This window comes from Brevibacillus daliensis (assembly GCF_021245735.1).
In the GTDB taxonomy this organism is placed as follows: domain Bacteria; phylum Bacillota; class Bacilli; order Brevibacillales; family Brevibacillaceae; genus Brevibacillus_B; species Brevibacillus_B daliensis.
Window position 1 is genome coordinate 26,099 of record NZ_JAJISB010000038.1, and the last position, 16,344, is coordinate 42,442.

The 16,344-nt window shown below is 38.5% G+C and carries 16 protein-coding genes; 3 read left to right on the top strand and 13 right to left on the bottom strand.

Annotation, left to right across the window (positions count from 1 at the left end; genetic code table 11):
* Window positions 1–19: 19 nt before the first annotated feature.
* The 13 genes from LM917_RS20845 to LM917_RS20910 form a co-directional block, all read right to left on the bottom strand.
* Window positions 20–745 (bottom strand): thermonuclease family protein, encoded by a 726-nt coding sequence (locus tag LM917_RS20845; protein WP_232699639.1) that lies wholly within the window; start codon window positions 743–745, stop codon window positions 20–22.
* A gap of 144 nt (window positions 746–889) precedes the next feature.
* Window positions 890–1,792 carry a plastocyanin/azurin family copper-binding protein gene (locus LM917_RS20850; protein WP_232699640.1) on the bottom strand — a complete coding sequence of 301 codons (903 nt, stop codon included), beginning with the start codon at window positions 1,790–1,792 and terminating at the stop codon, window positions 890–892.
* A 415-nt stretch (window positions 1,793–2,207) separates the two neighbouring features.
* Complete coding sequence (locus tag LM917_RS20855) at window positions 2,208–2,732, bottom strand: zinc-dependent alcohol dehydrogenase (protein WP_232699641.1); 525 nt, start codon at window positions 2,730–2,732, stop codon at window positions 2,208–2,210.
* Between the two features lie 384 nt (window positions 2,733–3,116).
* On the bottom strand, window positions 3,117–4,448 hold the full coding sequence (locus LM917_RS20860; protein WP_232699642.1) for an amidohydrolase: 1,332 nt from the start codon (window positions 4,446–4,448) through the stop codon (window positions 3,117–3,119).
* Window positions 4,449–4,452: 4 nt separating this feature from the next.
* Window positions 4,453–5,655, bottom strand: a complete 1,203-nt coding sequence (locus tag LM917_RS20865) for a M20 metallopeptidase family protein (RefSeq protein WP_232699643.1) — start codon at window positions 5,653–5,655, stop codon at window positions 4,453–4,455.
* A 39-nt stretch (window positions 5,656–5,694) separates the two neighbouring features.
* Window positions 5,695–7,227, bottom strand: coding sequence for an AbgT family transporter (locus LM917_RS20870; protein ID WP_232699644.1), 1,533 nt, complete (start codon window positions 7,225–7,227; stop codon window positions 5,695–5,697).
* A 232-nt stretch (window positions 7,228–7,459) separates the two neighbouring features.
* Entirely contained in the window at window positions 7,460–8,755 is a 1,296-nt protein-coding gene (locus LM917_RS20875; protein ID WP_232699645.1) for a hypothetical protein, read from the bottom strand.
* A gap of 287 nt (window positions 8,756–9,042) precedes the next feature.
* The gene (locus LM917_RS20880; protein WP_232699646.1) at window positions 9,043–10,137 is read right to left on the bottom strand and encodes a DUF418 domain-containing protein; all 1,095 of its coding nucleotides are present in this window, start codon (window positions 10,135–10,137) and stop codon (window positions 9,043–9,045) included.
* The gene (locus LM917_RS20885; RefSeq protein ID WP_232699647.1) at window positions 10,115–10,720 is read right to left on the bottom strand and encodes a TetR/AcrR family transcriptional regulator; all 606 of its coding nucleotides are present in this window, start codon (window positions 10,718–10,720) and stop codon (window positions 10,115–10,117) included. Before LM917_RS20885 ends, LM917_RS20880 begins: the two co-directional genes overlap by 23 nt.
* Window positions 10,721–11,117: 397 nt before the next feature.
* Entirely contained in the window at window positions 11,118–11,840 is a 723-nt protein-coding gene (locus LM917_RS20890; protein WP_232699648.1) for an SDR family NAD(P)-dependent oxidoreductase, read from the bottom strand.
* A gap of 303 nt (window positions 11,841–12,143) precedes the next feature.
* Window positions 12,144–12,716, bottom strand: coding sequence for an NAD(P)H-dependent oxidoreductase (locus LM917_RS20900; protein WP_232699649.1), 573 nt, complete (start codon window positions 12,714–12,716; stop codon window positions 12,144–12,146).
* Between the two features lie 89 nt (window positions 12,717–12,805).
* Window positions 12,806–13,132, bottom strand: coding sequence for an ArsR/SmtB family transcription factor (locus LM917_RS20905; RefSeq protein WP_232699650.1), 327 nt, complete (start codon window positions 13,130–13,132; stop codon window positions 12,806–12,808).
* 353 nt (window positions 13,133–13,485) lie between these two features.
* Complete coding sequence (locus LM917_RS20910; RefSeq protein WP_232699651.1) at window positions 13,486–14,346, bottom strand: DUF421 domain-containing protein; 861 nt, start codon at window positions 14,344–14,346, stop codon at window positions 13,486–13,488.
* Between the two features lie 147 nt (window positions 14,347–14,493).
* Here LM917_RS20910 and spoVAC point away from each other — a divergent pair, with 147 nt between their 5' ends.
* The 3 genes from spoVAC to spoVAE are packed head-to-tail and all read left to right on the top strand — an operon-like array spanning window position 14,494 to window position 16,335.
* Window positions 14,494–14,970, top strand: coding sequence for a stage V sporulation protein AC (gene spoVAC, locus LM917_RS20915; protein WP_232699652.1), 477 nt, complete (start codon window positions 14,494–14,496; stop codon window positions 14,968–14,970).
* Window position 14,971: 1 nt separating this feature from the next.
* A complete protein-coding gene (spoVAD, locus tag LM917_RS20920) occupies window positions 14,972–15,985 on the top strand; it encodes a stage V sporulation protein AD (protein ID WP_232699653.1) in 1,014 nt (337 codons plus the stop codon).
* Window positions 15,982–16,335, top strand: coding sequence for a stage V sporulation protein AE (spoVAE, locus tag LM917_RS20925; protein ID WP_232699654.1), 354 nt, complete (start codon window positions 15,982–15,984; stop codon window positions 16,333–16,335). The genes spoVAD and spoVAE overlap by 4 nt, the downstream gene beginning before the upstream one ends.
* Window positions 16,336–16,344 lie beyond the last annotated feature (9 nt).

Sequence of the window (16,344 nt, forward strand, 5' to 3'; positions counted from 1 at the left end):
TCAAACGAATATTATAATGTTATTTTTCAGCCTTACGAAAGCCAGCTTTTACTGCTTCCTCTTCGGTTTCAAACCATACTTCCGGATTCGTTTCTTCATAGTTACGTCCTCCAGGCATATGATAGATTTTCTTCCCCTTGGAGTTTATATTCCCTTTAATCTTTCCTTTTGCTTGTTCTGACGCCCCATTTGATTCAGGCTTGTTATTCGAATTGGTTGGTTTTTTTGTTTCTGCTCCCCACAGCCCTATATTCCCTTTGCGAGCTTCTTGCTCTCCTTTTAGAAAAAGATCTGCTTGTGCAACATTAGGGGGTACTGTCATAATTCTTGCGTAGCCCTCTTTGATAACATGCTCATTATAAAAAGTCCCATCTTCCAAGTACACATAGGCTAATAACCGCCCATACTTGTCATAAGGTTCTACATCAAATTGCAAGGTAACCTGCTTACTTGTTAACATCTTTTTTGTGTAATCACTCGCTTCTTTTCCATATGCCTCTACTGGATGGTTTGGTTTTACGGTTTCTGGAGTATCTACTCCAATAAGGCGAACTTTTTCTCCTGTAGAAATTTCGAACGTATCGCCGTCTACTACTCGAGTGATGCTCGCTTTCATTTTCCCGTTTGGAACGGGCTTGTCCGATAGAGTTGAATCAGTAGTTGTGTTACAGCCACTTAGCAGTAGCATGAAGACAAACAAGCTACCTACCAATAAAGCTTTCGTGATGTGCTTATTAAAGATCATGTAACGTACAATCCTTTCTGTTACTTCTATATAGTATGTCCCTCCTATCATACCAAACGTACGTACTCTTCATCACCTTTTATGGTAAAACCAATAAAAAAAGAGAGACCGTATTACTTGAGGTATACAAAACTTCCACACGCTCTACATCACAATCAGGTTACCGATCATCCCGCTCTCTTTATGACCAGGAATTGTGCAATAATATTGATAAGTACCTTCCTCCGTTGCCTCCCAGACACTCTCAGCAGACTCACCGGACTTCGCATGCAATTGAACCTTCTCCGAATGCTGGTGTCCCTTGATAGACTCAGAGACGATCATAATTTTACCATTAGAAACAATCTCAATATTGTGCTCTACAGTACCATCATTTTGAAAGGTTACTTTGATGGGGATGTTTTTCTTGATCATGACTTGACTAGGTTGATAAGAGAAGTCGACGGCAGTGAAATTCACTTCCTTTACCAAATTATTGCCCAAAATGGTTGAATGCTGAGATGGAAGATCACTCGTTGATGGAGCAAATGCCAAGGTCTGAAACCAAAGAAATATCCCAATGAGTAAAACAGCCGGTGTAGCTGGGTGAAGAAAAATCAAATGCCATCGTGTGGTCGAGGTTTCTTTTTTCTCTGTTTCAATCAATCTGGTTAGAAGTAACATACAAGCAGTAAGCAACATGATAAAGAAAAAAAGTAATGCTTCGATTTTTTCAGTGGGTACCATTTCACCCAGCATCGCTCCCATCATCCCACCCATAATACCTGATAAAGTCCCCTCTACAATGCTCAGGATTGACAACGGAATTCCGATAATAAATCCCGAGGCGCCCCCTACAAACATTCCAAGCATGGTGGAGTAGAATAAATCGCCTCTGTAAATATCCCCAAATAACAGTCCACCAATCAGACCAATCATCATCCCCATTGACATACCACTCATCATGCCTTGCATATGATCCATTTGATTTATCCTTTTCCAGATAAACCCTGCAAAGAAAAAGTATGTGATAGCGACATAGGACAGGACCTGAAAAGTTGCATTCAAGATACCACCCCCTAGTATATATTCTCTAGTAAGTTATGATATTAAACGGGAAATTAGGACAACAATAATAGCCTTAATAAGCGGGGGTGTAACAAATTCTTTTGTGGGACAGAAATGAAAGTAAAGATCGTCTTTATCCAAGTTTCGTGGAGAAAACCAGCTTCTCTTTTCACACTTCGCTAAAAGTCTTCGCCCCGATGAGGGGTAGACTGTCCGCTCCACACTATTCATCGGGGGAAGCTCACAACGATGTCTTCACTGTAAGACTTGCTGGGGCTCGCTTCTTTTTCCCGATGAACAGTGCTCCGCTGGGTCAGGCGTAATGCTAAACTCTGCGGTGACTCCCGCCTGCAAATCACTCTTCATCCTCATCCACTCCTCGTAACCACTCCATTAAGAGTCGGTAGCTGTATCATTAGGGCGTAATGGCAATTTTGATCACATTGTCCAAACGTTTTTCAAACATCTCGTAGCCCTTCGAAATCTCGCTAAGCTTGATTCGGTGCGAGATCAGCGGGGTAAGATCAAGCTGCCCGTTCTGGATCATACGAATCAGACGCTTCATATTACCCAGATAGGACAAGCCCATTTCGATACGAATATTCTTCATAAAAATTTCCGGAAGAGGCAAGGAGACATCATCGCCATAAATGCTGACGATGGAAACACGCCCGCCTATCCCGACACAGCGCACAGCCTGCTGAAAAGCTTTTTCCACGCCGGCTGCCTCTATCGCCACATCAGCCCCTTTTCCGCCCGTAAGCGAATGAATGACTGCGAGCACATCCTCTTGGTCAGCTTGGATGCTGCTGGTGGCACCCATCCTTGTTCCGACAGCTAGCCGGTGTGAATCGATATCGACAAGGATGATTTGGCTGGGACTAAAGAGCCTAGCTGCGTGAACCGCACACAATCCAACCGGTCCTGCACCAAAAATCACCACGCTGTCGCCCGGGTGAATCTCTCCTTTTTACTTTTATTTTTCCAACTAAAAAACGATCCCTCGACAGGATCGTTTTTTTATGTGTATTAACTAGTCGCGGTCGCTGAATAAAAAAAATAGCACCACAACGATCACGATGATCCAAATTAGTTCTTCGTGCTCAAAATCAAAGTCGAAAAAACTCATAAGGACCCTCCCTTCCTCTTCGCTACAGCCTATGCGGCAAATGAGGATAAGGTACAGGAACACCAAGCCTAAAATGCTGTCGTTTTCAGCTTTTGGGCATTGACAAGTATGAAAAAAAAGATTGCCATCTTGAGAACTAGCAAGCTCTGTCAGATGGCAATCCAGAAAAAAATATGTTATCAACTAGTAATGTTGCTACACTTTCACTTCAGAAAAGAGAACATCTGCTACAAGCTGAGATAACAATTCTACTGCAATCAGCAGAGTCTCTTCTGAATAGTCAAAAGCATGATGATGATGGGTGGCTGATAGCTCCGTACCAAAAAGCGTATAAGTTGCTAAACCGCCCCGCTTTTGAACTGCTTCCATAAAATAAGTCGCATCTTCTGAAGCATCAAAAGGTAGCGTATCAACGACTTGCCATTCTCTTCCTGTAGAGATAGCTACTTCTTTTACTCTATTCATCAAGAGCTCATCACAAGGAGCAGCAATTGATCTACCTACAATTTCAATATGTTCCTCTACATTGTACATCATGGCAACTGCTTTAACGATCCGCTTTACTTCTTCAGTCATGTAATCGTTCACTTCGTTGGTTACACCACGCGTTTCCAACGTAAGCTTAGCATGGGAAGGTATAATATTTCTTCCTTCACCAGCCTCGAGCATTCCAACATTAATACGAGTATCTCCTCCAGAATGTCTTGAGATACCCTGAAGCTGTAAAGTAATCGCAGCCGCAGCCAAAAGCGCATTTTTTCCTTTTTCCGGAGCAAGGGCAGCATGTGCTGGAACTCCCTTAATGGTTACATCTATCTTTGTGGATGCAAAAAAACGTGTTACACCTGTTGCAATCAAGCCTGTTGGTTTAGCAGTTAGCCCTATATGCCCACATACAAACAGGTCCACGTCAGAGACCACACCTGCTTCTACCATCGCCTTTGCACCACGCGCACCTTCTTCTGCAGGCTGAAATATCAACTTGATCCGACCGCAACCCGTCTCTTTCAGTGATGACAAAATGGATGCGACACCAAGACCAATTGCTGTATGTCCATCGTGACCACATGCGTGCATTTGACCTTCTATCTCAGAGCGGAATCCCAGACGAGCTGGCACGTGTTGATTAGTAGCTTCTTCATGAACAGGAAGAGCATCCATATCAAAGCGGAGGGCAATGGTTGGACCAGGCTTCCCAGTGTCCCACACCCCAACGACTCCGGTACATCCATCTACCATTCTATCTAGCCATTTCAGATTGGCCCCATTTTTCAAAGCTTTCTCACGTGCTTTGGCAATTACCACTTCAGAGGGAACTCCCATTCTACTAGTTAGATTCATTACTTCCTGACCCACTAGCACCTGAAAGCCTACCTCTTCCAGTACATCGGCTACAAGTGAAGCCGTTCGGAACTCCGTCCATCCCACTTCCGGATGACGGTGAAAATCTCTTCGCCAGGCAACAATAGCTGGGGCAATCTGCCCCAGCCTCTTTTGTATGTTTTCTTGTATATGACGCTCAGCCATGCTCTCATCGACTCTTTTCTTGAATATAAGTCAAAGCAATTTCTGCTAACAACTGTGCCCCAATTGGCAACACTCGTTCATCCACCTGAAACTGTGGATGATGAAGCGGGAAGTTTTTACTTTCATCTGGAAATCCACAACCTAACCAGCAGAATGAACCTGGGAATTTTTGCAGATAAACAGCGAAATCTTCAGCAGTAAGAGCAGGTTCAATTGTTGCCAGAGCATCTTTCCCCAGCCAACGTGATGTAGCCAAACGGACCATTTCTGTTTCTTCCTCTGAGTTTACCAAAACAGGATACCCCTCTGAGTATTCCAACTGCGCCCGAGCTCCAAGACTTTTGGCAACTAATTCAGCAACCTGTTCAACTCGTTGCTTTAATAAACTTCGAACTTCTGGACGCTGCAAACGTACTGTTCCCTCAAGGACAGCTTCATCTGCAATAACATTATACCTGGTCCCAGCTTCTAATTTTCCGATCGTAATAACACCAGCATCCATTGGATTCACGTTTCTACTAACAATGGTTTGCAACGCCTGAATTACTTGCATGGCAACGATAATCGAATCTACCGTCTCATGCGGCATGCTGGCATGTCCACCTTTGCCTTTGATTGTTAGCTTGAATCGATCCGATGCTCCCATTAGAAAACCAGATCTAACCCCAACTTGTCCCACAGGCAAAGTAGGCCATACATGTAACCCAAAAACAGCATCTGGCTTTGGTGAATCAAGTGCACCAGCCTCTATCATCGGTCTTGAGCCACCAACTGGTGCATTCTCCTCAGCAGGCTGGAAAATGAGAACGACTTGTCCATTCAATTCGCCTTCCACGCTTTTTAATAAACGTGCTGCACCAAGTAACATGGCAATATGTGAATCATGACCACACGCATGCATAACCCCTTCATTAACCGAAGCAAAAGGCAGGTTGGTTTGTTCCTGTATGGGTAATGCATCCATATCAGCGCGTAATGCCACCGTAAGCTGCCCTTCTTTTTTCTTACCGATCACAGCAATAATACCATGTCCAGCAATTCCGGAACGAATATCACTAATTTTCATACTATTCAATTCTTTTATGACGCGTGCTGCCGTTCGTTCTTCCTGACCACTTATTTCAGGATGCTGATGAATATCGCGTCGCATTTTAACCACAAACTCTTCATCTGCTTTGGACATGACAAGTTTTATCTTGTTGTTCAAGCCTCTTCCCTCCAGTCATTGCCATTGCTCAATTGCGAATTATCGTGCGTACACTCCAGGACCAAGCGGTAATCCTAACAGATACCAGATAACCATTTGCACGATCCAGATGCCCAAGAAAAATACGGCGTATGGCATCATCATGGAAATGATGGTTCCCATTCCTGAATTTTTCTTATATTCTGCCACATACAACATAATCATTGGTAAATACGGGTTGAGCGGTGAAATTGTATTGGTTGCAGATTCTGCAATCCGGTAAGCAAGCTGCACAAAAGCCGGATGATAATCTAACAACATAAACATCGGGATGAATACTGGGGCTAACAATGCCCATAAAGCTGATCCACTAAAGATAAACAGACCTAGTAAGGCAGTTAACAATGTAAATCCAATAACAACCGGAAGTCCAGTCAAGTTGATACTGGTTAAGAAGCCAGCTCCATTTACAGCAAGATAAATTCCTATATTACTCCAGTTAAAGAATGCGATAAACTGAGATGCTGCAAAAACCATGACGATAAAACCAGCCATATCTTTAATTGCATCTGTCATGAATTTCGGCACATCTTTTTGCTCTTTAATCTGTTTCGTAACGATACCATATACAATAGAAACTAAAATAAAGAAGAACAAAATGATCGGAATAATCCCTTTCATGAATGGCGAGGTCAAAAAGTCACTAGTTTCAGGATCACGAAGAAAGCCATTCTCCGGTACAACCATTGCCGCCATAGCTACAACGAATAGCAATGCTGCTATTCCTGTGTAACGAAGAGCTTTATTTTCAAGAGCACTTAGTTCTTCTAGATGCGCTTTTTTATCTCCATCGTATTCGCCTAAACGTGGCTCAACGATTTTTTCTGTAATCCAGGCACCTACTACAGACAGGATTACAACGGACACGATCATGAAGTACCAGTTATCTAACGGTGAGACATAAATATTTGGATCAATCGTACGAGCTACATCGGTACTAATTCCAGCTAACAGCGCATCCGTTCCTGCTACGAAAAAATTAGCCGTAAAGCCAGAACCTACCCCGGCAAAACCAGCTGCAAGTCCAGCCAGTGGATGACGTCCCAATGCAAGGAACACCATGGCTCCTAGGGGGGGAATAATTACAAAAGCCGCATCGGAAGCAAGGTTTCCTAAAATACCTGTAAATACAACGGCAAAGGTTACAATCTTAGGTGACACCTTCAAAATCATTTTACGCAGAACAACTTGAATCAAGCCTACACGTTCAGCTAGTCCCACGCCTAGAGCCATTGCTAAAACAAGACCCAACGGGGTAAAGCTAGTAAAGTTTTTCAGCATGTTTGTTAAAATCCAGGAAATACCTTCTTGACTTAACAAGCTTTGTAATGCAACTTCCTTGCCCTCACTAGGATCAAGAACGGTTAATTGCATAGCTGCCATTATGGCGGACACAACGACCATGATTAGAGCTAAATACACAAAAAGAATAAACGGATGTGGCAACTTGTTCCCAACTACTTCTACCATCTTCAAAAATCCGCCTGGTTCCTTATCCAGATCTGGCTTTGAAGCTACAGTGATCTTAGCCATATGAGTCCTCCATTTCAATTAAGGAATAATTAAGGAATATTTCCTTTATTACATTATCAGAAAATTTTATATATAACAAGAACTTATCTTATGAAAATACAAACTCTTGATACGTCAAGCATTTGTTTCGCCTTTCCGAATAAGATTGTAGCTTTTTTCCCCACTAAAAAAAGCAGAAAAATCCTCTTCGGGATTCTTCTGCTTCTATTACGATTACTCTTGAGTAGAGCCTTTAAGAAAAGGCATATCTTTTTGTCGGTCGACCCCTTGCGGCCAACATCTCTTCCCCCACACACTCCATGAGCCCTTGTTCACATAACCCTGATATAATTCGTCTTGCATTTCGCTCTGTCATGGAAAGACTAGCGGCAATATCGGCAGAGGTAAACTCAGTCCAGTTCATTTTTTCTGCCAGAGCCTCCATTTTGTTATAGGTTTTGATACTTACATTTGCTTTTTTTAATGCTTCCAACAAGTTCTGATCATCAGAACGTGATGAGTAGGAGAATGGTACATGTCCCGATGTACTATCCTGGATTACTCCATTTTCCTGCACAATGACAATATCGTAATCATTTCTTTCCTTTGCATACTGAACAGCACGTCTTCCATGGTTTTCAGCAGCAAATACCGTCTGGCCATAACCTATCCCTACTGCTACTCTTCCTTCTACATCCAAGGATAGCAATCTGGCCGTGGCGGTGAACCCTTGTAATTCTCGCTCCATCGCGCCACGCGTACTAAATATGGCATATCTGCCGTTTCCCTTCTCTAAAAGAGAGCCATCTACCCGTTCACACAATTTTAATAATGATTCCTTCACTTTCAATTCTAGATACTGGAGATGATACGGTGTTTTTGCCCGATCGATTACTTTATCAAAATCTTCTATTTCAATTATCCCAAGACCAATTTGCATATCCTTAAAATAGGAAGTTTTGAATTTTTCAGCAATTAAGACCAGATTTTGTCTAATAACCATGCGCGTTGGGGATATCCAGTAAGAAGGAATTCCTTTTTCTTGTAATGTGAGAAATGTAGCTTGATAACAAGTAAAAGCTGCCTCTGTTTTTCCTGCTTTCCACAGGTCTAAATGAAAGTTGAGCAATTCTTGATATTCTGTATAATCATCATATTTTTTTACATATATCTCACTTGTAGGTATACCAAGTTCCGCTAATGCCTCTTCCACATCCTCTGATTGGACCATATCAACGGAAACTCGTTCTAACAGTTTCTGCTGGTAATAAGCCATATGTAAAAAGCATTTATACAGACTAGAACCTGTATGTGGGATAAACTGTAGATTCTCATCGCTACCCAGCGTTTTTTTTGCTATTAAATAAGGCACTTGACCAGAAAACAGCCATATCATGACCTCGTTCTTATGTGAAAAGACAATGTTCTCCGTCTCGCGAGCATCATTATATGGATATGGTATAAACTGTATTTCTTCGGCAAATTCCTTGGCTACCCCTACTATTCGTTCAACTGAGGGCAGTGGTCCCACGACCCCAACTTTATACATAGGTACAGCACTTTCCTTCCTTTTTTGTATAATGTAAATATTTCCAATGGATTTTTTTCCTGCCAATCATATTTAAACAGATATAGTAGCCAAAAGATAGAAGTGCATGTGCTCATTAACCTTGGAAATGGAGGCCGGTTGCAAAATATGAAATCTCGCTTCGGAAACTTTTTTATCTCCTAGTTATCCCTATCCTGTATTTGTGCTTGATTTGTATCTAATGATTATAAAAGTTGTAGATGATAATCAGAATTGGATTATTTCCATTTTAGTCCATTACTCAATTTTTAATTTGCTATTTTTCTCATAATCCATTCAATTGGTCCTCTTTTAAATTTACTACTCCAAAAAAGAGAAAATAAAATACTCGCCACAAAAAACAGTATAGTGAATATTAGTGAAAATGCTAACGTTTGATTTTCTAATCTATTTAATAAAACTAATATGCCAATACCGATGAATACATGGTTTACATAGTGAGTTAATGTTAATTGTCCTGTTTTAATAAGTGATTTTGTAAACCAATGTCCAGCGAACTTTTCTGCGATATAAATAGAAGAAACTATGACAATTATCGCGAAAGAGGAATTAGATAAAATATAAAAGATGTTTGGGGGAATTGGCCCAGTTTGAAACAGAAATTCTGCACTATTTACATCTAATATTGACAGGGATAGTCGAAATAAAACTTTTGAAAGTAACTCCGTTGTTATTAGTAAAAATAAAGAAATAAACAACATTTTGTTTCTTACAACTTTCTTAGATAAATCAAGTCTGCCAAGGATCATTCCCAGCAGAAAGAAACATATCCAAGGGAATACTGGATGATACCCATTAAACAAAAGATTTCTTATAAAACCTTCTATGGTCCAGAAATCAAGATATTCCATAAATGGTTGTTCAGGGTACCATCCTTTCATATAATCAATTGTCACTTGTAAGAATTGCGAAATTAATAAAAAGAGACTAGATAATATGGCAATAAGCTTTGTAGAAGCTACTATTAGAAAAGATGCCATTAGCATATAAGCACCATAATAATGTAGTATATCCCCAGTCCAACCTGTCACGTATAAAAGTAATCCTAGAATAAATAGAAAAGCTGAACGTTTCCATAATTTCATCCTATTTTCTCTAATAAAAGAAAGAGAACCTCCATTTCTAGCTTTTCTTGTCATTAAAGTAACTCCGATACCCGCCAACATTACAAAAGTGGCTGATGCTCTTCCTTCAAAAAGTTCAGTAAACCATACAAGCCAATCTGGTCCATTTCCTCCCGCTCCCATAATAATTGTATAGTTAACAATAAGCATTCCAAACATAGCCAAGGCTCTAGCAAAATCTAACCCTTCAATACGTTTAGATTGTGAGTGTTTGGTCATATTGTTCCTCCTTAATAACACTATTAATAGCTTCTTTCCATATGCCTCTATAATCTAATGGGAATCCAGTCATTATAAAGTTACTAATATTATCAATAACCATCACAAGCATATGAGCTTTTAACTCTATATTCTTATCTTCAACTGCACCAATTTTCACTCCATAATTCACTAAGTCATAATAGCTCTTTAAAAATCCTTTTTGAATCTCATACAACCGATTTAGATACTTTTCATTTCGAGTAGCTAATAAAATATATTCATTAAAGATCTTATTAAAGTATTTATCATTCTCCTGATCTTCTATCATTTGATAACCAATCGATAACATAAATTGTTTAAAGCCTTTAGCATCTATATTTTCAAATGTAAAAGTAAATTTTAGTTCAATTTTTTTACAAATTCCCACAAAAATAACGTCGATTAATTTTTCTTTAGAATCAAAATAATAATAAATAGCGGGCTTCGAGATTCCTACTTCTTTAGCAATCATTGATAAACTTGTTTTTTCAAAACCATTTTTAGAAAACATCTTGTATGCTGTTTCTACAATAAGATTATACATGTCTACTTTATTACTCATTTTTCTATCGCCCCTTTTTACCGACCGGTAAGTAAATAATAATTGATTCTTTTAACAAACTCAAGATTTTTCAAAAAATTTTGTAGTACTCTTTTTGATAGCTCTAGATTTAAGTTTTATGAAAAGTTTTTTAAATAATGTTGATTTCAAGCTATATCATAATTTTGAATGGTTAAGTGGACGATTATATTGAGCTAACCCCTATCACTGTTTTATAACTAATTTTCATTATTTGTAACTTTAAAAAAAGATTGATTAAAAGGTAGCTGCAAACATTGATTCTAGAGATATAAAATAGCTCGCATTTTGAAAAGGATTCATCAAAATGCGAGCTATATTTTATACCAATAATTAATTTTTATAATATACCGAAAAACTCTATTCCTATGCTATACAATCATGCATTCAAATCTGTTATGGCAGGAATATTAATTTCCTTTACACATGAAACAGGCGATAAATTAATAACGCATTGGACAATGGCTACAATGTCTTGTACAGGAATACGTGTACCTTCATACAATGTAATTGCCTTTTCTGCACCTTCTTCATAAGGTACTTCAGCAGCAAGCTCTCCTGGATTAATACACGTTACTGAGATCTTATCTTTTCTCACATGCTCACGTAAAGCATTTGTAATACCACGTATGCCAAATTTAGATGTGACAAACGAAACTTGTGCATTGTTCGTATGATCTAAACCTGCTGTTGAACCAATTAAAATAATTTTTCCGTTTTTCGCCTGTCTTAAATTAGGTAAAAGCGCCTGAATATAAGTAATAGTGGAAGTTAAATTAATATTGATTAAGTTCGAAATATCTTCAACTTCATCCTTATCAAATGTATAGTCATCTTCAAAACCACGCTTTTCCCATACTCCGACATTATAAATTAATACATCAATAGCAATGTCTTTTAAAGTTTCTTTTAAAGAAGGAATTTGTTGTTGACTAGATAAATCAATTGTGAGCCATTTACGATTTACGCCATCATTTATATCTAAACTACTTGGTCGTGTGCGTGACACCACCCATACTGTATCTCCCTCAGTAGGTAAGCCTTTTACAAATGCATCGCCTAGCCCTTGGCTTGCTCCAAATATAATAAAGTTCTTACTCATCCTACCACCCCTTCTAAATAACTTTACTTCTTAAGTATAATTATCATATAAATAAGCAACAACTAAAGTGATTTATTGAACTTAAGCCAATTTTTCAATTTTCCCTTCCATCAACCCTCTAAAAAACTGGGGTTCATAAAATTGGGGTTGGGATATTTGTAGAATCCTTCCCCGGTTACTTTTCCAAGTTTTTCTTTATCAATTAACTCTCTTTTCATTAGATTTGCTAATTTTTAAAATTGTTGATCACCTGTGTCAGACACTTTTGCAAATCAAATAAATATTTTCTAAAGAAATATATATTTATAGTTTGGTAGGTAATGAAATTAAAAATTTCACCCGGTTTTCATTCTTACCTGTAGATACATATCCACAATGTAACCATTGAATGTTTTTCATTCCTACAGCTTTCAATGTAGCTTTAATAAAAGATTTTTTTATACCATTTCCTGCAACAAATTGAATATACCATTTAGGAGCTTGACCGGTTGTGATAACTTTTACTGACTGGATATTCGTTAGCAGCCCTTTCATTGTTCCATTCTTATTTTCAATATAAGCAAAATTTTTAAGAAGTACTTTATCTAGGAATCCCTTTAATATAGCTGGAACATTATACCACCAGATTGGAAATATAAAAATTACCTCGCTACTAGACTTTAACATTGACTGATACTTACCCACTAATTCATTTTCATACTTACCCTTTGAATATAATTTCAATTCACTTGCATGATAAATTGGATCAAAATCATCTTGGTACAAATCAATAATTTGAAACTGTTGATTTCTTTCCTTACATGTTTCTACTACTTTAGATAAAATTGCATGATTATAACTTCCATTCCATGGATGAACATATACTATCGTTTTCATACTTTTTTCTCCTTTAACTTTTAATTTAGGCGGTTATTAAATATGCAATAGTGCACACATTTGCATATATTGAGCAAAAAAACTCAAAGTTAGCAACTATTTAAGAGTTTTTCTAATTGATCAGTCGTTAATTTAAACTTATCAAATATCATTTGGCTATTTACTTCGTAGTAAATATTTCTACCTATTTTTGTTTTTGAAACAATTTCAAACCTATACATTAAATCTAAATGCCTTGAAATAACCGATCTATCCTGTGGGAGATTTTCAGCAATTTCCGTTATATTTTTCGCCCCATAAATTGCCAAATATTTAATAATTTCAATTCTAACAGGATCAAATAATGTTTTATAAAAGTCAAAATCAATAGCATTATTAATTTCGTTTGAACAATTAAGCTCTTCATCTCTACTCATATTTACCTCACCACCTGTACATATAATATATGCATGAGCATGCACACGTCAAGTCTAAAGATTAAGAAACCCGATTTAAGAATAGTCGGAAAGCCTCCTCGTCTAATGCCCCTGATCATTACGATTACGGCGCAGACTACCCCGTTACTTTTATGTAAAATAAATAGCTTGACCTGATGACCCCAGAAAATTTCCTACAGAACAAAAACCTTGGGCAATGGTCGTACTAGAAGAAGTAAAGTCTGAGTAATAGCCTCACAACTGGAGATATCCCCATTAAGTAGAGAACAAAGAACCAACTTTATTCTCTACTTAATGGGGATATCAAAAATACATGTGAGGACTGCTTATCATTAATTTTGTAAAAAAGGCGTTAACCCTTCTACAATTTGCTTTAATTGTTTCGAGCTCTTTTCATAATCCTTTTTTGCTGAAGTATTTTTCGTTTCTAATGAAAACATTTCCAAGTCTGCTTGACACTTTTTCAAAACAGATAATGCTAATGGTTTTTCTTGTGGAATCGGCACAGTAATTTGATCATCATATAAATCTACATGCAATTGCCCATAACTATCTACTTGCCCCATATATACGTTGTCTATCGGGATTCCCATTTTATGTAACGTCGTAAAGAGCCACCTTTTGGACAAGCCTGTAGTAGCCAAAGGCTCTAGCATAACATTTCCATCCAAAATAACTGTTTGCGGTTCTTTGATTGGTGCAGGTTTGATATTCAAATCTTTTGGTGTCAGTGGTTGATTTTCTTTTTTTAACATCACACTCAAATGACCGTTTTGCTCTAGTACTGCAAACTCGACATCAGCCACAGAAAATACATTTTTAAGACGTAGTTGTTCTAATAATTCTTCTCCATTGAGATTCTCTTTTTTTAAATTGTCCTCCATAATTTTTCCATCTTTTATAAGGATTCGAGCATTTCCTTCAACCAGATCGTTTACCACTTTACTTTTTAGCGATAGATAACTAAGAAGAAACGGAACAAGAGCCCAAATAAGCATGCTGATAAACCCATGGAAGAAATTAGATTCAATATCAGTGGAAATAAATCCTGCAATGGAGCCAATTGTCACTCCTACAACATATTCAAAAAAAGTAGCTTGGGCAAGTTGTCGTTTTCCCATAATGCGTGTTAAGAACAATAAAGAAAAAAGCGTAAATATTGATCTAAGAAAAATTTCCCATATTCCAGGCAATAAAATCCTCTCCTCGCTCGTTCTTACAATACTATGCCTATTAGATTGTGTAACTTTGAGTTTTTTTATATATGAGGGCAGGGTATAAAAATTGGTTTTATATTCCAAAATTAATATAACCCTATACGAGAGCAGAAGGAGTATAAGATGGCTAAAAAAAATAAAAAACTGACAGCAACTCAAATCGAATACCAAGCATTTGCAAAAAAAATGGAACCACCTAGACCCGTTCTGAAAAATTGCATCAGAGCATTTTGGGTTGGCGGTTTGATTTGTTTATTAGGTCAATTCATTCAAACCTTCTTCATTCACTTTTTCCACTTTGATGAAAAAACTGCAGGAGACCCAACCGTAGCTGTGCTTATTTTCATTTCGGTTCTTCTGACTGGTTTTGGAGTTTATGACAAACTGGGGCAATTTGGAGGAGCTGGAACTGCTGTTCCCGTTACTGGTTTCGCAAATTCTATTGCTTCTGCTGCCATTGAGCATAAAAGTGAAGGGTATGTACTCGGAGTTGGTGGCAAAATGTTTAAATTGGCGGGTTCCGTAATCGTTTTCGGTGTGGTTGCTGCATTTTTCATCGCACTTATTAAATGGTTATTCACTGCTTTAGGAGGTTCATAAGATGCTAAAGGGACATCAATCCTGGGTCTTTCCAAGCAAACCAACCATTTTATCCACAGGAACAATTGGAGGACCATTTGAGGCACAGGGAAAAATCGCCAATGATTTTGATATTCTCCACAGTGATATCTGGTTGGGACAAGATAGTTTTGAAAAAGCAGAGAAAGTCATGCTAGAAGAGGCATGTAACCGGGCAGTGGAAAAAGCACAATTACAAAAAGGAGATATAAATTATCTCATAACTGGAGACTTAATGAATCAAATCATCTCATCAAGCTTTGCTGCACGCACAATTGGAAGTCCCTATCTTGGAGTGTTCGGAGCTTGTTCAACATCTATGGAAGGATTAGCACTTGCTGCTCAGTTGATAGATAGCCAATCGGCTAAGTATGTCTTAACGGGTACATGCAGCCATAATGCAACAGCAGAAAAACAGTATCGTTATCCAACAGAATATGGTTCACAAAAGCCCCCAACTGCCCAGTGGACTGTAACTGGAGCAGCCGCTGCCGTTGTTGCCCCCAATGGAACTGGTCCTAAAATAACATCGGCTACCATTGGAAGAGTCGTTGATATGGGGTTAACTGATCCCTTTAATATGGGTGCTGCTATGGCGCCTGCTGCTGTAGATACGATTCAATCACACTTTCGAGATATGCGAATTGGGCCAGACTATTACGATTTGATTGCAACTGGTGATCTTGGAAAAGTGGGACATCAAATTGCGACAAAATTATTGAAGAAGCACGGGTTTTCAATACGTGAAGAAGCTTTTACGGATTGTGGTCTTCTCATTTATGACGACCATCAAGAGGTTTTATCAGGAGGTAGTGGTTGTGCCTGCTGTGCTACCGTTACATACGGCCATTTACTAAATCGATTGCTTAAAGGCGAATGGAATCGGATTTTGGTAGTAGCAACAGGCGCCTTGCTTTCACCAATCAGCTTTCAACAAAACGAGAGTATTCCTTGTATAGCACATGCTGTAGCTATTGAGAGAGGAGTAAATGAATGAGTATTTTTATTTGGGCGTTTATTGTTGGTGGCATTATTTGTGTCATTGGACAATTGCTGATGGATGTAGGTAAACTAACACCTGCTCATACGATGTCCACATTGGTGGTAACTGGAGCCATTTTGGATGGACTCGGTTGGTATGAACCATTAATAAAATGGGCAGGAGCTGGTGCAACCGTTCCCATTACAAGTTTTGGGAATGCCCTTGTACATGGAGCTATGGCAGAGATGCAAAGTGATGGGATTATCGGAATCATTACAGGTATCTTTGAAGTAACAAGCGCTGGTATCTCTGCTGCAATTATTTTTGGTTTTTTGGGCGCACTTGTTTTTAAACCAAGAGGTTAGAGGCATACT